The following is a 20,465-nucleotide window of genomic DNA, read 5'->3' on the forward strand; positions in this document are numbered from 1 at the left end:
TGATGACAACAAACAGATATAGATAAACAACGCTACAATTTCAAACCACAAACCCACAAACCCACAAACCCACAAGACCATATATCCACAACCCCACAATCCCACAACCCCATAAGACCACAAAACCACAAAACCACAAAACCAATATTACCCCTGCACGTTCGAACAACTATCCAAAACAGCACATCTGCAGTGCCCGATTCCGTATCTTTAATGCCCACCCAAACATATTAACATCATGAAACGACTGCTCCTCCCGGTAATCTTGTTGATGGCAATTGGTTGCAAACAAGAGGCGCCGACCTTGGATGTCCTGACTTATGTGGATCCCATGATCGGTACCGGATTTCACGGGCATACCTATCCGGGCGTAACCCTGCCTTTTGGCGCTGTACAACTCAGCCCGGACACCCGCATCAACGGCTGGGACGCCTGCAGCGGTTATCATGCATCTGATACGACGATCCTGGGTTTCTCCCACACCCATCTCAGCGGTACGGGTATTGGAGACCTGGGCGACGTGCTTATTTTACCCTATGCCGATGACTCCGCAATGGCTCCTGTCGCTACTTTTCGTCATGAACAGGAAGAAGCGCATCCGGGATATTACCAGGTCCGGTTTGATAACTTTCCGGTCACTGCAGAACTGACCACTACAGACCATGTGGGTTATCACCGCTATACCTGGGATCAGGGGGTGACACCCAGGATTTTGCTTGATCTGAGTCATTCACTGCATGAGATGTGGGGACGCAAGAGTATCGCCGATTCGTTGGAGATCATTGATTCGCAGACGATAAGAGGTATGCGCCAGTCCACCGGCTGGGCGTACGATGAAAAATGTTATTTCTACCTCCACAGCAGCGTCCCCTTTAAGATTTTAACTGCCTACCGGGATAGTATGCAGATCCCCGTAGAAAAAAATATGTCTGGTGCTCAGCTTTGGGCACACCTGGAGTTTCCAGAGGATGTCTCTGAGGTGGAATTGCAGGTGGGAATCAGTGGGGTGGATGAAGCCGGTGCAGAAAAGAACTGGCAGGCGGAAGGACAAAGCTCGTTTGATGCTGTACGTACTCAGGCAGAAAATAACTGGCGGAAAGCGCTGGCAGTCGTTGAAGTAAGTGCAACGGAATCGGTGATGAAAAACTTCTATACGGCATTGTATCATTCCATGCTGGCGCCCCAGGAATACCAGGATGTGGACGGACGCTATCGTGGCATGGATAAGCAGATTCATCAGGCGGAAGGATTTACAAATTATACGGTGTATTCGCTGTGGGATGTCTTCCGGGCCTGGTACCCACTGATGACCATCGTTCAGCCTGAGCGCGCAGCTGCCTGGGCGGAAAATCTGGTTTTGAAATACGACGAAGGGGGACTTTTGCCCAAGTGGCCGCTGGTGGCAAACTATACCGGCACCATGGTGGGTTACCCTGCGGCAGCGATCCTGGCCGATGCGCTGGCAAAAGACCTGCCTGGTATCAACTGGAATCAAGCCCTGGAAGCATTGCAGATCGCTTCAACCTATCATCCGGAACGCCTGGCCAATATCCCGGAGCCGGGAGCGCGGGGAGTCATGTCGAAACACATTCACTTTATCGAAAAGAATCAATTTGTCCCGGTTGACTCCGTGGGTGAGTCGGTCTCTTACGGGTTGGAGTGTGCCTATTACGACTGGTGCATTGCTCAGGTTGCGCATAAACTGGGGCGGGACTCCCTGGCGGCGGTTTACGACCGGCGTGCCAAATATTACCAGCTGTATTTCGATCCCCAGACAGGATTCATGCGCGGCAAATTGTCCAATGGACAGTGGCGGGTACCCTTCAGTCCTCGCTATTCGCAACACGATCAGGGTGATTTTACTGAAGGAAATGCCTGGCAATGGTCCTGGTTTGTCCCACACGATGTGCAGGCTTATGCGCAATTGATGGGAGGAGACCAGGTATTCATAAATAAGCTGGATTCGCTGTTTTCGGTGAGTTCGGAGATTGAAGGTGCCAATGCATCTGCGGACATCACCGGCCTGATCGGGCAGTATGCCCATGGCAATGAACCCAGTCATCACATTGCCTACCTCTACGATTACCTCGGTCAGCCCTGGAAGACACAGGAGATTGTCGATACCATCCTGACCACTTTGTACGCTCCAACCATCGACGGCATTGTGGGGAATGAAGATTGCGGACAGATGAGTGCCTGGTATGTGCTGAGCGCTCTGGGGTTTTACCAGGTATGTCCGGGAGATCCGGTTTATGCGATTGGCCGCCCCCTGGTGGATGATGCGACGATCCATTTGCCCGGAGGCAAGTCATTCCACATCACGGCGAAGAATAATAATCTGCAGAATAAATACATTCAGTCAGTCACCCTGAATGGCAAGCCACTGGAGAAGATGTTCTTCAGCCATCAGGAATTGATGAATGGTGGCGAATTGGTATTTCAGATGAGCCATGAACCTAAGATGGAATAGTCTGATGACTTCATAGGTCGCCTGGTGTCGCAATTATTATCCAGGGGAATGACTGGAATGATCCTGGGATCCCGGGATCTCTCCACTCCCTTCGGTCGGTCGAGATGACAGGGTGGGAGTAAGTCGGTCGAGATGACGAAGAGAGAGGGAGTCTGCCGATGTGATTTTTTGAAGTAGTTCGTCGGGATGACAATATAAAAGTAAGTCGGTCGAGATGAAGAAGAGAGAACGAGACGGTCGATGTGATGGTGTGAATTAGTTCGTCGGGATTACAATATAAAAGTAAGTTGGTGAGGAAACTAGGAGAGAGGACGTTGATCGACATGACAGGGAGATAGCAAGTCGGTCGGGATGATAAGATGTGAAGAAGTTGATCAGGAGGATACTAGATAGGAATTCGGGTGCCTGCAAGTAATCCTAAATCGCCTTAAAATTTGACCAATTTCTTCATAATCAAGTGATCCGACTCTGTTTTGATCTTAACCCAATAAACACCACCAGGTATTCCCTCGAGTGAAAGGGGAACTTCGGAAGTTCCGGGTAATTCCTGAAGAAGCAGCGTACGACCGGTCAAATCCAATACCTGCACGGTATGGATGGCAATTGCCGGGCTGAAAATCATCAAACTATTATTGGCAGGATTAGGATACAACATTATTCCGGCTTCTCCAGCAACCTCAGTTATCGCACTCACGGGTCCGCTGGAGGCTTCCCAGTTTTCCGCCCTATTATTATCGGCAGAGGGATCGATCAATTGCAGATAGGGACCGTCCCCATCGGCTTCTTCCGGCCAGGGATCGGAATCATAATAATGCACCTCGTCGATTTGATTGCCAAATGCATCTGCCAATACCAGATCGAAGGATTTATTGGAAAGGTTACGGGAAAATTCTCCAAACGGCTGGAAGCCATAATAAGCGGTAAATGCATGCGAATTGCTGGCCAGATAAATGAGTTCTCCGGGAGCCAGCGTGGCACCGGCTGGGAAGACATAATTCACACCGAGATTCAGAAAATAAATACCGGTAAGGTCTGCCGGTTGCGCATCCTGATTGGTTATAGCGATAAATTCCAGGTCGTCGCCATCCACGTCACCGGCATCTTCCGGATGGTAATGGATGCGGGAAATGACCAGGTTCGGTAGTTGGTGATCAAGACAGGGTCCGGTGTCGGCCAGGCGTTCGTCCATCCAGTCTATGCGTGCCTGTAACCAGGACTTCATGGCAGCTTGCTGGTCGAGCCAGGTTCCAACGGTGTGCCAGCGGGCTTGTTCCCGTACCTGGGCTTCTGCGATCACTGCTGCTAGGCTGTCAATATGGGCCTGGATGACATCCGCATTCAAGGCGCCACCGGGACTGGTTAAGGATTGCCAGGATTGGGACAGGTAACAGTGAAATGCCGGATCATCGTAGAGGTTCTTCCAGAAAAAAGGACCGGTGTTGTCTCCATTGTCAAACTGCCAGGCGTCGGTATGGCTGCGATCGAGGCTCCAGAAGAACAAGTCATTGCCAAAGGTCAGATTAAAGTCCCACACAGGTCCCGCCCGCAATTTTCCCAGCCGGTCTTTATGATAAAAGGTGCTGAAGGTGTAGCCGTCGACATTTGCCGTCAGCTCGTTAATCAGCATGAAGTCGATAAAGCTGGGCACATCGATGATGGCAGGATAGCCATCCTCCGGGCTTGCATTGTGGGTATTGCTGGTGGCGTGTAAGGTTAAGAACTGATTTTTGATGTAGTCATTCTGCTGAGACCGGATGTCCTCTGGTTTAGGAGACTCATGGATAAAATCAATAGCATTGCCCGTTGAGGAGCCCATGCTCCAGGCCACCGGATCGCCACCGGTCGTTTTGTCTGCCTTGGTGATATACCCACCAGTTACATTCGGATAGTTTACATCTTCTTCATCCATCTTGAGAATGTTAACTCGTCCTTCATCCACTTTGATCTTTTCCAATAGGAGGTAGACCCCTTTGTAGTCGTTGTTGATGATCACTTCACAATACTGTCCCCGTGGTGCGTATTGTCCCATGGCACGAGCCAGGTCATAGGACAGGATGTCTCTTACCATGGAGGAGTCAAAGGCCAGCCCATTTAGCACCCAGTCGTTTTCCTTGGGCATGCCCAGGAGCTCCACATTATTGTTCGAGTCATCATCGTTCTTCAGGGTAGTAAAACCATAGGCCTTTTTCGGCAATACCTGCGATGAGGATCCGCGAATCTCAATCTTGATGCGTCCATCGTAATTCAGGTATTGGTCTTCCGCCTGATCGGTAAGCCAGTTACGGGTGCCGTCTTCATGAAATATGATCTTCATGGATCCCAGGATTTTGGGTTCGTCGGGAATTTCCCGCGGCACTCCCGTGACGGGATCTTTATCGGTCGTGATGATGAAGATGGGCAGATTACTGCTTGTCAGGGATTGGGTGATGCCCTTGAATGGCACAAGCGCTAGCAGAATTATGATAAATCGAAAGATCATGGTACTTCAATATTTGACCGTCTGATGAAAGATAGGACTTTGGCGGGATATTGACGTTGGAGTCATGCGATGATGAAGCTTTTATCCGTTGGTGAAAATTTTCAATCAGTTGAGTGCCAAAGGCACGATCCATATAAAAGAGGAAACGTGAAATGGGTCGTACCTACGGCACTCGGTTGCCTTGAATTCTTTTTCAGCGGATTGAAATCCGCTGCTATTTTACAGTACGAGCCTACGGCTCTTATTCCTTTTCCGGAGCAGGTTCACCATATAACCCCCTTTACCCTTCCCCACAACCCCACAACACCACAACCCCACAAAACCACAAAACCATAACCCCACAACACCACAAAACCACAACACCACAACCCCACAACCCCATAACACCGTGGGTAAAGAGCCGGAGGCTCGGTGGCATCTGGTAGCAGCGGATTTCAATCCACTGGTGGAAATTTTCAATAAGATGAGTGCCAAAGGCACGATCCATATAAAAGAGGAAACGTGAAATGGGTCGTACCTACGGCACTCGGTTGCCTTGAATTCTTTTTCAGCGGATTGAAATCCGCTGCTATTTTACAGTACGAGCCTACGGCTCTTATTCCTTCTCCAGAGCAGTCTCATCATATAACCTCCTTTACCCTTCCCCCAAAACCAAAATTCCATAACACTATATCACCACAACACCACAAAACCACAACACCACAACACCATAACCCCATAACACCACAAAACCACAAAACCACAAACACCACATTACCACAACACCTAAATATGTATATTCAGACATGAAATGGAATAATCGATATGCCTTCATCATCGGCGTCATCCTCTTTGTGGCGGCGGTGACTTATCTGTTCAGCGATATTGTCACGTATGTGCTGATCGCCTGGGTTCTGGCTATGATCACCCAGCCGGTATACCGGTTTTTTATGAACAGGCTGAAACTCAGTCACCGCTCGTGGGGAAACTCGGTCGCGGCGTTGCTGACCATGCTGGCTTTACTGGCTGTGGTGGTGCTGCTGGTCCTGATCCTGGTACCTCCGATTCTGACCCAGGCTTCGAATCTGGCCAATGTGGATATCTATGCCGTGATCGGCCGGCTGGAAGAGCCTTTTGTGGCCTTTCAGAAGTGGCTGGGTCGCATGGGAATCAACTATGAAGAAGGCCTGGGGCGGCAATCCATTACCGATACAGTACAGCGCTATTTCCCCTTTGCCCGCATTGGAGACTGGGTGAGTTCTATACTGGGAGCGGCGAGCAGCTTTCTTTTTGGTTTGTTTGCCGTTGCATTTATTCTTTTCTTTTTCCTGCGGGAAGACCGGTTGTTCATCAATTTTATCGTTGCCCTGACGCCCCGTGAGTACGAAACCCGCATGGAGAGTACCGTGACCGAGACCACGCAGATGTTACGTCGTTATTTCGCGGGAATCCTGTTGCAAATTACCTGTATCACCATCATCGTATTCACCGGACTGAGCATTTTTGGTATTAAGAATGCGTTGCTCATTGGATTTTTTGCTGCTGTCATCAATGTGATCCCCTATCTGGGCCCACTGATCGGCGCCATTTTTGGCATCCTGCTTACGGCGTCAACCTACATCAGCCTGCCTTTTTATCCGGACCTTTTTTCACTGCTGGTCAAGGTTGCTGCTGTCTTTGCCGTGATGCAGTTGACCGATAATATGCTCCTCCAACCACTTATTTTCTCTAAGAGCGTAAAAGCACACCCACTGGAGATTTTTCTGGTCATTCTGCTGGGCGGCAAGCTGGGCGGTATCGTAGGCATGGTGCTTGCCATCCCAAGTTACATCGTGATCCGTGTCTTTGCCAGGGTATTTCTGAGTGAGTTCAAGATCGTGCAGAAGATAGGGGGTGGAAATGGAAATGTGGAGGGTTGAATGTTGAATTTTGAATGGAAGGAAGTGACAAACCGTGAGAATCCGAGAAGTAGTTATCTATGGATTATGGTTCCAATCTTATCCAAGATATAATTCATCCTAGGAAGTAAATTTTCAGGGTGATTGGCGCTTGTCATTTTTCAAACATTTGGCTATCACTAAGGATGTATTTGGTTCAGGTCTATGGGAGGCACATCATGTGATTCCAAAAAATGTATTGGGTTATCTTCCTGAACTTCAAGATTTGTTATATGATGCAAAAAGACCGGAATTGCGTTTTGAATTTGCTGGAGAAGAAAAAGGTATGTTAGTCCAAAGGAAAATATAAGCTTCAGATGTTACTGGCCATGAATTGGATATTAATGGAAATGGTAATCAACCTAAATTTGGCATAAATATGGATTCTGCTTTAAATAAGATTCTTAATACAGATGAATCAAATGATATTATGTTTAAAAATATTTTGGACTTGATTGGGAGGGCAAACAGGAAAATTGAAAACAATGTGATATTGGGGCTCAAAGATTTTAATAATACTATTGTATACTAATCTGTACCATCATGAAATATTATGAAATAAGTGAGGCTTTATCAGGATTTAATTCAAAGGGAATAGAAATTACAATTCCCCGAGTACAAATAAAGGTTCAGAGTAACACATTTCAAGTGCTAGATGGTATTAAAAAAGGAATTAATCCGGAAGAATTGCCACCATTAGAGTTCTTGTCTCTCTGGTCATTTGAAAGAAAGGAATATTGGGAATGGATGTTGCCAGATTTATTGACCTTTAGTGATCAGCCAATATTGTATTCCATTGCAATATCTGATAAATTATACAAAGCTATATTACCTTATATTTACGAAGAATATGTGTCATTCTACAATGCTAATTTAATTTATCGTAATCAAATAATACCTTATTATTTGGTCGTATTCAGAATTTCATTCGTAGACTTTGTTATTGATTTCAAAAGTACGAAATTCTGTATTTTTGATACCGATGAAGAAAAATTAATTTCTATTTATTCTGAACCAATTGATTGTCTTGATGATTTTATAAGTCATAGTGAAAAAGTTTTTAGGGCGAATTCATCATACATGTTGAACATTGAGATGGCAAAAATTAAAGATAATATGCATTTTTTAGAATTCTTTCGTTTTTCAACCTGGTTGATATCGGAGCCTCTGTATCTCGATTTAATAAAATTGAATTTTGAGGGGTTAGAATTTACGGAATTTCATAATGCCTTTTAATAAATAAATATATATAAATTTAAATATGTAATCTTGAGAACAAAAGATGTGAATCAAATTATTGCAAATAGAAAATGAAATACTTTGAAATTTCTACTTCATCCGGATTTTTAAGTAAAGAGGGTAATAAATTGGCTATGCCTCGTGTTAGGATCAAATATCAGAGTGATACTAAAGATGTATTAGAAAAAATAAGAAATTTGGATGACCCTATCCATGTAAAGGTTCTTGAATATTTAACATTGTGGTCATTTGAAAAGGAAGAATATTGGGAATTGATTTTGCCTGAATTTTTGAATTTTAGTCCTCCAATAATGAACTATTCTGTCGTTATTTCACAGAGATTATATACTGCACTTGTTGATTTTGGTGCTATTGAACATTTATATATATACTCTGCAAATTTGATCTTTAAAGGTGAAATAGCTCCTTTTTATATGGTAGTTTTTTCTTTAGAATCTATTGATGATGTTGTTGACTTTGATGCATCCACATATGCAATTGTGGATAGAAAATCTGGAATAGTCGAACAAGATTATTTGGAGACTATTAATAGCTTTGGAAATTTTATTGAGCACAAGAAATTATTCCGTAAAAAGAATGAATTACTTGATCTACAGATTGTACATACAGTGATGAAGGACAATATTCATTTTATCGAATATTTAGGCACATCTAGATGGATTGTGTCTGAACCTTTTTATAATTATTTACTAACACAAGATTTGAGAGGAATTGAATTTATGGAATTTAATAGGACAAGTTAATGATATGATTCGACGTAGATTTCTTAAATTATCAATTTCAATAACGGCATTTGGATCCCTTCAATATCCGGCATTTTTCTAATAATCCTGTTGTGCTGGCTTTGAGGACTTGTAGGCTTTCCTGGAATTTTTTCATTGATAAGTTCATATGTTTGTACAAAGTTTAGGAACTTTGGATTATCCTGTAGCCGGCAGGTGTACGAGAGCGCACCATCGGACCAGTCTTTGGTCCTGTATAATGGTTATACGGATAGAGAAGGCGTTGCAGCAATGAAACTAGGATTAGGACTTTATAAAAGCACCCTCACCGCGAAGAACTTCGCATTTGCCCGCCAGACGGGCGCCACCCACATCGTGGCCCAGCTGGTCGATTACATCCGGGGTGATAACCCGCGCCTCACCAACGATTACCACCGCGGCTGGGGCGAGACCCGTAACCAGGATAGGCCCTGGACGTATGAAATGCTCGCAGCCCTGCAAAAAGACATTGCCTCCCATGGACTGACCCTCGAAGCCATCGAAAACCTGGATCCTTCCCATTGGTACGATGTCCTGCTCGACGGCCCACATAAGGTCCAGCAGCTGGAAGGCATCAAGCAGCTGATCCGTAACATGGGCAAACTGGGCATTCCTATCCTCGGCTATTATTTCAGCCTGGCTGGTGTGTGGGGGTGGAAACTGGCTCCGGTCGGTCGCGGTGACGCCAACTCCGTGGTTTTTGATGCGGATAAGATAGATCTGTCTATACCCATTCCCGCCGGCATGGTATGGAATATGTCGTATGCAGACCCCATCCCGGGAGCTACGGTACCCGGTACTAGCCGGGAAGAAATGTGGCAACGGTTGCAATATTTCTTAGATGTGTTACTGCCTGTTGCCGAGGAGAATAATGTGCGACTGGTCGCTCATCCCGATGATCCGCCCATGCCGGAGTTACGTGGCACCGCCCGCTTGTTTTACACCCCATCGGAATATGAAAAATTATTCAAGGTGAACGCCAGCCCGGCTAGTGGCTTTGAATGTTGCCTGGGCACCCTGCAGGAAATGCCGGATAGTGATGTTTACGACCTGGTGGATCGCTACAGTAAAAATGGACGCATCGGATACATCCATTTCCGCAATGTAATCGGGAAGGTGCCCCATTATCGTGAGGCATTTGTCGATGAAGGGGACCTGGATATGGTTCGCATCATACAGATCCTGAAAAAAAATAATTATGAAGGGGTCCTGATACCCGATCATACACCGGAGATGAGTACCGCGTCGGGATGGCATGCCGGAATGGCATTTGCCCTGGGCTACATGCGGGGTGTCATACAAACGCTGGAGCGCTCATGAGTTGCAGGCTTTCCATATCCGGGATAGATGACATGGCTGCGGTCATATTGGAGAACGATCATCTGCGGATAGGCATCCTACCCGGTCGCGGAAGCGACATCTATGAATTCTTTTATAAGCCGTTGAAGCAGGATTATTTGCTCCGGTTATCGAAAGGAATCCGTAATCCCAACCGCCACTTTTCCCAGATCCGTGATACGGGCAGCCAGTTTGAAGATTATTATTATGGCGGATGGCAGGTATGCCTGCCGAATAGTCAACCGTTTAACTACCGGGGGGCAGCGCTGGGTCAGCACGGAGAAGTTTCTCTGATCTCGTGGCAATACCGGATCGATGAAGAAGGTCCTGAAACCGTCGCCGTCACCTGCACCGCAGAGGTACTGCGGCTCCCGCTGAAAATACACCGCCGGTTTGCATTGCATCGTGGAGAAGCAGCTCTGCATCTAAGCGAATCGGTTACCAATACCGGCCGGTCCACCCTGGACATCATGTGGGGCCAGCACATCGCTTTTGGCGCACCCTTCATCGAACAGGGAATACAGCTCCATACCAATGCCAGAACGATCGAAGCAGAACAAGCCATGCCTGCTTTGCGCTGGTTGAAGCCAGGGCAAAAATCCAACTGGCCAAGGGCCTCCGGAACGGAGGGCCAGCCTTTGGATGCCAGCCGGATACCTGCGCGGGGTGAGGGGGAGTACAGTGAGCTGGCTTACCTGGAGGGGTATCCGCAGGAGGCTTATTACGAATTGCGATCAGCAAGGGCTGGATTTAGACTGCATTGGGATGGAAGCCTGTTTCGAACCTTGTGGATGTGGCAGGAACGCAATGCCGTCCAGGACTTTCCCTGGTGGGGCGATTGCTATACGCTTGCGTTGGAGCCGTGGACGGCAAGATGGACAGACGAGCCAGAAGCTGCCATCCGGGACGGCAAATGGCTGCGGATCGAAGGCGGACAAACCATAAAGACCAATCTTAGCGCGGAAGCATTTAAAGTTAAAACAACCGAAGCTTATGATGGATAAAATGAGCATTTATGCGGATGGACTGGACCATGCCGAGTGTGTTGCCTGGCACCCGGACGGCTCGCTGTGGGCCGGTGGTGAGGCCGGTCAGATCTATCGCATTGACCCGGATACGCGTGAGCCCACCATAGTAGCCTCCACCGGTGGATTTATCCTGGGGATCGCCTTCAGCCCCGATTGCAGCTGGATGCTGGTCTGCGATCTGGGACAAAACTGCCTGTGGCGGCTGGACTGCCGGACGTATGAACTGACCCTGTTTGCAAAGGGTGCTGCAGGGCATTATTTTCAGATTCCGAATTATGGATGTTTTGACCGGAATGGCAGCGTGTATGTCTCAGAGAGCGGCGCCTTCCGGGAGGTAAACGGGAAAATACTCCGCTTCGATCCTGCTGGAAAGGGTGAGATATGGCATGATGGCCCTTTCAATTTTGCCAATGGTATGACCCTGGACGCCCGGGAGGAAAACCTCTATGTCGTCTGTTCCTTCTTACCGGGAATCGAACGTGTCCGTATTCTGGAGGATGGCTCTGCAGGGGATCGCGAAGTATTCGCAACCTTGCCGGAAACCGTTCCTGATGGTATGGCTTTTGATGCCGATGGTGGTCTGTGGGTATCCTGCTATGCACCTAATAAACTATACCGCATAACTTCGGACCGCAAGGTACGGCTCATGGTTGACGACTGGGAGGGACACACCTTGGCCAATCCAACCAACATCGCCTTCGGGGGAGCACATTTCGACCAGCTCTTCGCGGCCAACCTGGGCCGGTGGCACCTGACTAAGATTGATATTGGAGTAAAAGGACTTAAATTGCCATGTCACCTATGAAAGCATTTGGAGGAAGACACATCATGATCACCGGGGCGGCCAAAGGCATCGGACGGGCCGCTACGGAATTATTTCTTGAGGAAGGAGCACGCGTATCCGGACTGGATGTCGATGATGCGGCTATGGCTGCCATGCAGCACGATGCACTCAAAATGTATCATTGCGATGTCGGGAAGAGTGAAGCTGTAAGGAGTACCGTAGCGGAGGCGATCACAGCTTTTGGATCGGTCGATGTACTGGTCAACAATGCCGGCATCAACCGCTATGGTACCGTGACGGAGACCAGTGAGGAATTGTGGGATCAGGTGATGAACAGCAACCTGAAGAGCGCCTTTTTGATGAGTAAAGCGGTTCTTCCGGGCATGGTTGCCCAGGGTTCCGGGGTTATCATCAATGTCGCCAGCGTCCAGGCTTTCGTCAGCCAGGATCAGGTGGCCGCGTATGCCACTTCCAAAACTGCCCTGTTGGGATTGACCCGTACCATAGCCATCGATTACGCCCCTCAGATACGCTGTGTGGCAGTATGTCCGGGAACCATTGATACGCCGATGTTGCAGCATGCCATCCTGGAGTCACCGGATCCCGCTGCGGTGCTACAGGAGTGCAAAGACATGCATTTGCTGAAAAAGATCGGCTCAGCGAAGGAAGTTGCCGCATTCATTGTCTTCCTGGCCGGAGAAAATGCCTCGTTTGCTACCGGACAAGCCTATCGGATCGATGGCGGACTGGGCATCGCCATTGGCGGGAGCAAGCAAAAGGACCAATAATTCAAATTGGAATGAGTAAAAAGGAAGAAGTAAAAATTGAAATAGATCACAAGAGTCCGCTTCCACTGCACGTCCAGGTCGAAGACTTGCTGCGGCGGATGATCGCATTGCCCGATTACCAGCAAGGCAAGCTCCTTCCCAATGAAGTGAGCCTGGCCCGCCAATTGGGCATTTCCCGAAGCACCCTGCGTCAGGCCACCAATAAACTGGTGTACGAAGGATTGCTCTACCGGAAAAAAGGCGTAGGCACCATGGTTTACCGTCCGGTCGACAGTAAAGCCAAGAACTGGTTGAGTTTCACGCAGGAGATGAAGTCGAAAGGCATCAAAGTGGTCAATTATTCGATCAATCTGGAATGGGAAGAAGCGCCGGAAGAAGTAGCTAATTTTTTCACCGTACCTGAGGGGACCAAATTGCTTAGAATGGAGCGCGTACGGGGCAATGAAGACCGCCCCTTCGTGTATTTTATCTCCTATTTCAGCCCCACCATCGGCCTGACCGGCGATGAAGATTTTACGCAGCCCCTCTATGAGCTGCTGGAAAACAAATTCTCAGTCTATGCCAAGCTGAGCATCGAGGAGATCACCGCCATGGCCGCCGACGGATTGATCGCTCAAAAACTGGGAATAGAAGTGGCATTGCCCATATTAAAGCGGAAACGGTTTGTCTACGACCCGGGACGTCGGCCCATTGAATACAACATCGGCTATTACAAATCCGACAGCATTATCTACACCGTCGAAAGCGAACGCGAACTATGAGAATATCGACCTGGTGCATCATAATGTCTTTGGGTATCGTCATGTGCAAGTCGGATACCTCTTCTTCCGGACATGCTGCTGTTGACGTACGCAGCGTCACCGAAGATACTGCATTTGAAAACCGGTTTCTGCCGGATACCATTGGTTTTGCCGGCGGTGATGGTGTGTATTCTCAGGTGTTGCCGGACGGACGAACGGTTTGGATCTTTGGGGATACCTTTATCGGTAACCTGGCGCCAGGTAATACGCGGCACAAGACCACTCCTTTGTACATCCGAAACTCGTTCGTCGTGTTTAACGGGAAAGAGCGGATCACACTGCAGCAGGGTAAGGCGTCGGAGTTTAAATCGATGATGATCCCTCCGGAAGTACGTGATGGCAGTTCGGGAAAGACTGAGCTGGAACTTTGGTATTGGCCCGGTGATGCACTCGTTGAACATGGAAAGCTTTATGTGTTCAATAGCCGATTTACCCAGATTGATACCGGGATGTGGGATTTCCGGTTTGAGGGAACTGATGTGGTGGAGTTTGGTTTGCCAGAGATTCAGGAACTACGGACGATCTCTTTGGGTAACTTCAATGAAATTCACTTTGGTCATGCCATATGTGAGACCGACTCCTTTACCTACATCTACGGACTGAAAGATGGCTTTGCCCACGCCGCCCGCGCGAAAGCCGGCAACATCCTGGGCAAATGGCAATATTTTACGGGACAAGGATGGACGGATGAATTTGCAGACGCACGTCCGATGGTCGATTTTTCCGGCTCGGAACAGTTCAGCGTTTTTCCCTATCGTCAGAAATTCATTATGATCATGCAGGAAGGGCATCTTGGCCGGAAGATCTTTGCGCATATAGCCGATACGCCGGTGGGCCCCTGGTCTGAGGGTAAGCTCATCTATGAGACCCCCTTGCCCGATTCGACAAACCTGTTTACCTACAATGCACTGGCTCATCCCCAGTTCATGAAAGACAGTTGTCTGCTTATTTCATACAATACCAACTCATCAAGGCTGGAAGACCACTTTGCAGATGCCCTGATCTATCGGCCCAGGTTCATCCGGGTACCTATGGAATTGATCCTTGGAGAGTAATGTACCGGCGGGTGAACCAGGACTTTAAATTTTAATAATAGTTAATGTATTAAATGTTGTATTCTAACTATTTGATGATCTATTTTGAGGTAACTGTCCTCAATCCATCGACTTATTGGTATACTGAATCCATTTAACTTTTTTACCGGCTAGCTTCCCGGCTTTAAAAGTGACCGGAATAAATTCGGGAATTCGCCGTTAAATAATTAAAAACATTATGTACATACATATGGACATTTTATCTTTAAGCAAAACAAAATTCTTTTGGATATGAGAAGCAATAAATTAATCACACTTGGTGTGTGCCTTACCCTGATTGGAATGGTCCTGGTATCCTCCTGCAAGAAGGAAGAGAACTTTACGGACCCGACCATTTCGCTGTCGACAACTTCCGTGACCGCTTCACCTGGTGACGAAGTTGATGTGACTGTGACCATCTCCGCAGACCCGGAAGCGAAAAGCCTGGTTGTTACCAAACTTTGGGATGGAAGTTCGCAGAGCACCGATAACATTACCGCTCTTACCAGCAATTCGATTCCTTATAAGTACACCGTAACGCTTGACGACGCGGACCACATCACCACATTGAATTTCTTATTGACCGATTCACGGGGCAACACCGCCGAAAAAGAACTGGTCATTGATGTGGAGCTGACCCCGATCCAGTTATTGAGAAAATACAACTGGAAACTTACGGAGGAAATCCGCAAGAAGACCAATACCAATGACATCAACGATGTCTACACCGATGACGTCTATCGCTTTAATGATGATGGTACTTACAACAAATCCATCGGAGCCAAAGTGGATGACTTCAGCGACATTTGGTTTAACTACTGCTACTACAACCTGAATGAAACTTCGATGCGTCTGTTGATGAGCCGCACCGGTGCATTTGGCGAATCGGTCATTGATACCCTAAATATCACGGTGCTGGACAACGAGAAATTATACGCTAACGTGACCTATCGTGGCCTGGATATCTTTGATCCATCTTACGATCCGGTGGAAGCCTATGAAAAACGTCTGGTTGCCGTCGCTAAAACATCTTCGTTTGACCCTTATCAGGCCGGACCGGATGACGATGCCACCGGACCTGCAGGAACGTGTATCGAAGTTGATTTGAGTGGTAACTGATTTGGCATAAGCTGAAGGCTTTCGGGCAAACCGGAGCCGCAGGCGCTGGTGATTACCATCAATCCGTTCAAAGGTTTTGCCATGAAAAAATTGCAATGTCTCCTTCGCTGGGGCCTGTTGCTGCTGTGCGGCATACAGGTGCTTAGCGCCCAGTCGTACCAGGTAAGCGGTACGGTCTCGGATGTCAGGGAGCCGCTCATCGGAGCCAGCGTTGCCGTGAAGGGCACCTCCACGGGAACCATCACCGACCTGGATGGTCATTTTTCACTGACGGTACCGGCTAACTCTGTGCTGGCCGTAACCTATGTAGGATACGTGGCGCAGGAATTTACCATTCATGCCGACACGATGCTGAATGTCTTGCTGCTGGAGGACAACGTGGACCTGGGAGAAGTGGTGGTGATCGGCTACGGTTTTGTGAAAAAGAGCGACCTCACCGGTTCCATTTCTTCCATCAAATCGGAGGATTTTATGAATACGGCGGTGTCCTCTATCGATCAGGGCATCCAGGGCAAGGCTGCCGGCGTGGTGGTCAGCATGAGTTCCGGACAACCGGGAGCACCCTCGACCATCCGCATCCGGGGTACCAATTCCATCAACGGGAATAACGAGCCGCTCTACGTCATTGACGGCGTATTCATCGTGCCGGAAAGCAATGTCGGGGCGGTGACCGGTCCTTCCCTTAATCCACTGCAAAGCATCAATCCCTCGGACATCGAATCCATCGAGATCCTGAAAGATGCCTCTGCGACTGCCATCTACGGTACCCGGGGGGCTAACGGGGTGATCATCGTGACCACCAAGCGGGGTAAGGCAGGCACACGAAATGTATCGGTGGATTACAATTACAGCCTGCAGGAATTGCGGCGCAAGATCCCAATGCTCAATGCGCGTCAGCTCGCCGAACTGGGCAATGAAGCCACCGACAATGCCGGTGCTCCCCGCAGGACCATCTATGCCAGCCCGGTCAACCTCGGCGAGGGCACCGACTGGCAGGATCAGATCTTCCGGCAGGCTCCTATGCACAACCTGCAGATCTCAGCGCGCGGTGGTAATGAAAACACGACTTATTCGGTTTCGGCAAACCTGTTCCAGCAGGATGGTATCATCATCAACTCGGATTATCAGAAAGGCAATTTTCGCCTCAATCTGGATCAGAAGCTCAGCGACCGGTTTACGCTGGGTACCAGCCTCAACCTGAATCATGGCCGCCTCCAGGGCGTCGTCACCGATGCGGAAGGAGCTATTCCCTCCAGCGTGACATCCTGGGCACTGATATTCAATCCTGGATTGCCGGTTTATTCCAGTGACGGTACATTTACTTTCCAGAACAATACCAGCCAACCTTCGGTGGGTAACCCTGTGGCCGATGCATTGCTGACACAACAAGTCAGCTCCTCAACGCGGCTGTTGGGTAATGTCTATTTGTCAGCCAATGTGAATGATCACATCAGTGTTAAAACGTCCATTGGCACCGACGCCGTCATCACCAGTGAAAAGGGCTTTGTGCCCAACGACATCAAGCGCGGCCAGGCCGCTAACGGTCAGGCTACGCTGGCCGATCAGCAGGGCATCAACTGGCTGTGGGAGAACACCATCAATTACAACCGGAGATTCAATCAGCACAACATCCAGGCTGTCCTGGGCCATTCCATGCAGGCCTACCGGAACGAGTTCCTCTTTGCTGCAACTTCGGATTTCAGCGATAACCGGCTGGGATACAATGCAGTTCAGGTAGGTGCTGACAAGACGCTGATCTTTAACGGTACCAGTGCCTGGCAGCTTCAGTCCTTCCTGGGCCGGGTCAATTACACGCTCAGCGACAAATACCTGATCACCGCATCCACCCGTGTCGATGGTTCATCCAAGTTTGGAGCCGGCAACAAATACGGGGTCTTTCCTTCACTGGCTTTTGCCTGGAGGATGAAAGAGGAGGACTTCCTGAAAAATGTGGATTACCTCAGCGACTTTAAACTGCGTACGGGATTTGGCATCGTCGGAAACGAAGGCATACCTCCCTACAGTTCCTTGGGACTGCTGGAAACGACCGAGGCTTATTTTGGAGAGAAAGAGATAGCCAAAGGTTCAGGTCCGGCAACGCGGCAGAATGACGACCTGAAGTGGGAAACGACTACCCAGTATGACCTGGGTCTGGATGTAGGATTTTTAAACAATCGTATCTCCTTGGTTGCCGACGTGTATTATAAAAAAACAAGTGATTTGCTTCTCAATGCTCCCGTGCCATATACCTCCGGATTTTCATCGGCATTCTTTAATGTAGGTACGATGGAAAACCGCGGGTTTGAATTCTCCGTCAATACCGTGAATACAACCGGAGTGCTGGGTTGGAATTCCAGCTTTAATATGGCGTTCAACCGGAACAAAGTACTTGACCTGAATAGTGATGAAGGCATCCCTGCCGAACCATTGCTGGGTATTACCGGTTGGACCGTGATCCGGGCCGGACAGCCCATCGGCACCTTCTATGGCTACCAGACCGATGGCATCATCCAGTCGAATGAAGACCCGGAACAGGTGCCGTATTTTAACGACTACCGGCCATCACAAGGTGATCGCAAATATGTGGATCAAAATGGGGACGGCAAGCTCAATGAACTGGACATTGTGCCACTAGGCAATGCGAACCCGGATTTCAGCTTCGGGATGAACAACAGCCTTGCTTACAAGAATCTTACCCTGAGTTTTTTCATTCAGGGTGTGGTAGGCAATGAGCTGGTCAATTTCAACAAATTCACGCTGGAGAGTTTCGATGGCAATCAGAATAACTCGACGGCTGCACTGGAGCGCTGGACAGTTGACAATCCCAGCAATACCTACCCAAGAGCCAATGTATCGCCGCGGGTGAACACCCTATCTGACCACCAGGTGGAAAATGGGTCTTATGTGCGGTTGAAAGACATTACCCTGTCGTACGATTTAAAAGATATCCTGAAGAAGAAAAACATTTCATTCAACTCCTGCAAAGTCTTCGTTAGCGGTAAGAACCTGGTTACCATTACCAAATATACCGGGTACGATCCGGAGGTCAACCGGTTTGCGAGCAACCCCATTGCATTTGGGGCTGATTTTGGGTCCTATCCAACATCGAAGATTTATTCAGCAGGATTAAGCGTGGGATTTTGATGAAAACAATAAAAATAGGGCTGAGTGTGTGCATGTTGTTGCTTGCCATGCCCAGCTGTGACTTTCTGAAGGAGACCCCTGAATCCGTCATCAATTCGGCTAATTTTTATCAGACCGAGAGTGATGCGGTAGCGGCAACCAATGCCCTCTACGAATACCTGACCGTAGGTACCGAAGGCATTTTTGAACGCGGATTTGGTGGGATTTTCTTTAACGACTACTGGGTGTTCATGGATATATTATCCGATAATGCCCTTGAAACCATTGCCAATCAGGATTACCGCACGCTCAGTGAATTTACTTTCACCGCTGAGAACGAGCGGATCGAACTCTATTGGCAGGACCTGTACAAGACCATCTATGCCGCCAATGTAGTGATCGACCGGGTACCTCTCATCGACATGGATGTGACCCGGCGGAATCATCTGGTGGCAGAAGCGCAGTTCATCCGGGCCATGATGTACTTTGAAGCCGTCCGGCTCTATGGTGAGGCTCCTTTGATCCTCAAAGAGACTTCAGACCTGGCCGATGCCATCGTGCCCAGAGATCCGGTCGATAAGATCTATGCCGCCATCATCACCGACCTGGAAGACTCCAGGGATCACCTCAGTTCGACCTATCGCGTAGGGATGGGCCGGCCAACACCACTCGCCTGCACTGCGCTGTTGTCAAAAGTATATCTTGAAATGGGCGAATACGATGCTGCTGCCAAACAGGCAGAGATCGTTATCAACTCCGGAGCCTACAAGCTCTTTGATAATTTTGCCGACCTGTTCAAGATTGCCAATGCCAACTCCGGAGAGATCATCTTCGCCGTAAACTACAGCGGCACACTAAGCCAGGGGTTCAAACCCAATCAGTACCATGTTCGCCTGCTGCCACCCAACCTCAACAAAAATGGAGAAGGCCCTGAAAATGCCTTCGGCTGGGAGCGGCCTACGGATAAATTGTATAACAGTTTCGACCCGCAGGACCAGCGTAAGAAAGTGACCTTCATTACTTCCTATACCTACAGCGATGGCACCACTGTCAATTTTGATCCTTATTTCGGAAAATTCTGGGATCAGCAGGCGGAGCCGCGGGGCAACAATACCGACTCGGATGTGATCTACCTCAGGCTGGCGGATGTGATGCTCATTTATGCCGAAGCGCTCAATGAGATGAATCATGGTCCAACCACCAAAGCGTATGAAATGATCAATACCATCCGCAAGCGGGCGCGTTTCAACGGGACGGTAGAGCAGAATATATTGCCGGATTTGTCAGGGCTTGATTATCAGTCATTCCGGGATGCTATCCTGCAGGAACGGCAGTGGGAATTTGTTATGGAAGGACAGCGCTACCACGACCTGGTGCGTATGGGTAAGCTGGTCGAAACGGTGAATGCCTCCGGGAAACTCAATGTCCACCCTCAGGCATTTCACAACTTGCTGCCGATCCCACAACGGGAGCGGGGGCTGAACCCTAATTTGACGCAGAACACCGGTTACTAGAACCTAACAGGC

Annotated in this window: 15 protein-coding genes; 14 read left to right on the forward strand and 1 reads right to left on the reverse strand. The window is 48.6% G+C overall.

Going from position 1 to position 20,465, the window contains the following annotated elements; genetic code table 11:
* Positions 1–238: 238 nt before the first annotated feature.
* Positions 239–2,470, forward strand: coding sequence for a glycoside hydrolase family 92 protein (locus H6570_01180; GenBank protein MCB9317867.1), 2,232 nt, complete (start codon positions 239–241; stop codon positions 2,468–2,470).
* Positions 2,471–2,897: 427 nt separating this feature from the next.
* On the opposite strand, the gene H6570_01185 is transcribed toward H6570_01180, so the two are convergent.
* Complete coding sequence (locus H6570_01185; GenBank protein MCB9317868.1) at positions 2,898–4,949, reverse strand: CotH kinase family protein; 2,052 nt, start codon at positions 4,947–4,949, stop codon at positions 2,898–2,900.
* Positions 4,950–5,734: 785 nt separating this feature from the next.
* Here H6570_01185 and H6570_01190 point away from each other — a divergent pair.
* The 13 genes from H6570_01190 (at position 5,735) to H6570_01250 (ending at position 20,453) form a co-directional block, all read left to right on the forward strand.
* The gene (locus H6570_01190) at positions 5,735–6,847 is read left to right on the forward strand and encodes an AI-2E family transporter (GenBank protein MCB9317869.1); all 1,113 of its coding nucleotides are present in this window, start codon (positions 5,735–5,737) and stop codon (positions 6,845–6,847) included.
* A gap of 148 nt (positions 6,848–6,995) precedes the next feature.
* Positions 6,996–7,175, forward strand: coding sequence for a hypothetical protein (locus tag H6570_01195; protein MCB9317870.1), 180 nt, complete (start codon positions 6,996–6,998; stop codon positions 7,173–7,175).
* 233 nt (positions 7,176–7,408) lie between these two features.
* Positions 7,409–8,101, forward strand: coding sequence for a hypothetical protein (locus H6570_01200; protein ID MCB9317871.1), 693 nt, complete (start codon positions 7,409–7,411; stop codon positions 8,099–8,101).
* A gap of 74 nt (positions 8,102–8,175) precedes the next feature.
* Positions 8,176–8,868, forward strand: a complete 693-nt coding sequence (locus tag H6570_01205; GenBank protein MCB9317872.1) for a hypothetical protein — start codon at positions 8,176–8,178, stop codon at positions 8,866–8,868.
* 270 nt (positions 8,869–9,138) lie between these two features.
* A complete protein-coding gene (locus tag H6570_01210; GenBank protein MCB9317873.1) occupies positions 9,139–10,206 on the forward strand; it encodes a mannonate dehydratase in 1,068 nt (355 codons plus the stop codon).
* Positions 10,203–11,228 carry a DUF4432 family protein gene (locus H6570_01215; GenBank protein MCB9317874.1) on the forward strand — a complete coding sequence of 342 codons (1,026 nt, stop codon included), beginning with the start codon at positions 10,203–10,205 and terminating at the stop codon, positions 11,226–11,228. Before H6570_01210 ends, H6570_01215 begins: the two co-directional genes overlap by 4 nt.
* Positions 11,218–12,057, forward strand: coding sequence for an SMP-30/gluconolactonase/LRE family protein (locus tag H6570_01220; GenBank protein ID MCB9317875.1), 840 nt, complete (start codon positions 11,218–11,220; stop codon positions 12,055–12,057). Before H6570_01215 ends, H6570_01220 begins: the two co-directional genes overlap by 11 nt.
* Positions 12,054–12,824 carry an SDR family oxidoreductase gene (locus H6570_01225; GenBank protein MCB9317876.1) on the forward strand — a complete coding sequence of 257 codons (771 nt, stop codon included), beginning with the start codon at positions 12,054–12,056 and terminating at the stop codon, positions 12,822–12,824. The genes H6570_01220 and H6570_01225 overlap by 4 nt, the downstream gene beginning before the upstream one ends.
* An 11-nt stretch (positions 12,825–12,835) precedes the next feature.
* Positions 12,836–13,585 (forward strand): GntR family transcriptional regulator, encoded by a 750-nt coding sequence (locus H6570_01230; protein ID MCB9317877.1) that lies wholly within the window; start codon positions 12,836–12,838, stop codon positions 13,583–13,585.
* Entirely contained in the window at positions 13,582–14,679 is a 1,098-nt protein-coding gene (locus tag H6570_01235) for a DUF5005 domain-containing protein (protein MCB9317878.1), read from the forward strand. Before H6570_01230 ends, H6570_01235 begins: the two co-directional genes overlap by 4 nt.
* Positions 14,680–14,949: 270 nt before the next feature.
* Entirely contained in the window at positions 14,950–15,816 is an 867-nt protein-coding gene (locus H6570_01240) for a hypothetical protein (GenBank protein ID MCB9317879.1), read from the forward strand.
* A gap of 81 nt (positions 15,817–15,897) precedes the next feature.
* On the forward strand, positions 15,898–18,960 hold the full coding sequence (locus H6570_01245; protein ID MCB9317880.1) for a TonB-dependent receptor: 3,063 nt from the start codon (positions 15,898–15,900) through the stop codon (positions 18,958–18,960).
* The gene (locus tag H6570_01250; GenBank protein MCB9317881.1) at positions 18,960–20,453 is read left to right on the forward strand and encodes a RagB/SusD family nutrient uptake outer membrane protein; all 1,494 of its coding nucleotides are present in this window, start codon (positions 18,960–18,962) and stop codon (positions 20,451–20,453) included. The genes H6570_01245 and H6570_01250 overlap by 1 nt, the downstream gene beginning before the upstream one ends.
* Positions 20,454–20,465: the final 12 nt, after the last annotated feature.

Source organism: Lewinellaceae bacterium, from assembly GCA_020636135.1.
Classification (GTDB): domain Bacteria; phylum Bacteroidota; class Bacteroidia; order Chitinophagales; family Saprospiraceae; genus JAGQXC01.

What these genes read in the sequence shown, in the direction of transcription:
- H6570_01180 (MCB9317867.1), top strand. Translation starts at nt 239, where the DNA reads ATGAAACGACTGCTCCTCCCGGTAATCTTGTTGATGGCAATTGGTTGC.
- H6570_01185 (MCB9317868.1), bottom strand. Translation starts at nt 4,949, where the DNA reads ATGATCTTTCGATTTATCATAATTCTGCTAGCGCTTGTGCCATTCAAG.
- H6570_01190 (MCB9317869.1), top strand. Translation starts at nt 5,735, where the DNA reads ATGAAATGGAATAATCGATATGCCTTCATCATCGGCGTCATCCTCTTT.
- H6570_01200 (MCB9317871.1), top strand. Translation starts at nt 7,409, where the DNA reads ATGAAATATTATGAAATAAGTGAGGCTTTATCAGGATTTAATTCAAAG.
- H6570_01205 (MCB9317872.1), top strand. Translation starts at nt 8,176, where the DNA reads ATGAAATACTTTGAAATTTCTACTTCATCCGGATTTTTAAGTAAAGAG.
- H6570_01210 (MCB9317873.1), top strand. Translation starts at nt 9,139, where the DNA reads ATGAAACTAGGATTAGGACTTTATAAAAGCACCCTCACCGCGAAGAAC.
- H6570_01215 (MCB9317874.1), top strand. Translation starts at nt 10,203, where the DNA reads ATGAGTTGCAGGCTTTCCATATCCGGGATAGATGACATGGCTGCGGTC.
- H6570_01220 (MCB9317875.1), top strand. Translation starts at nt 11,218, where the DNA reads ATGATGGATAAAATGAGCATTTATGCGGATGGACTGGACCATGCCGAG.
- H6570_01225 (MCB9317876.1), top strand. Translation starts at nt 12,054, where the DNA reads ATGAAAGCATTTGGAGGAAGACACATCATGATCACCGGGGCGGCCAAA.
- H6570_01230 (MCB9317877.1), top strand. Translation starts at nt 12,836, where the DNA reads ATGAGTAAAAAGGAAGAAGTAAAAATTGAAATAGATCACAAGAGTCCG.
- H6570_01235 (MCB9317878.1), top strand. Translation starts at nt 13,582, where the DNA reads ATGAGAATATCGACCTGGTGCATCATAATGTCTTTGGGTATCGTCATG.
- H6570_01240 (MCB9317879.1), top strand. Translation starts at nt 14,950, where the DNA reads ATGAGAAGCAATAAATTAATCACACTTGGTGTGTGCCTTACCCTGATT.
- H6570_01245 (MCB9317880.1), top strand. Translation starts at nt 15,898, where the DNA reads ATGAAAAAATTGCAATGTCTCCTTCGCTGGGGCCTGTTGCTGCTGTGC.
- H6570_01250 (MCB9317881.1), top strand. Translation starts at nt 18,960, where the DNA reads ATGAAAACAATAAAAATAGGGCTGAGTGTGTGCATGTTGTTGCTTGCC.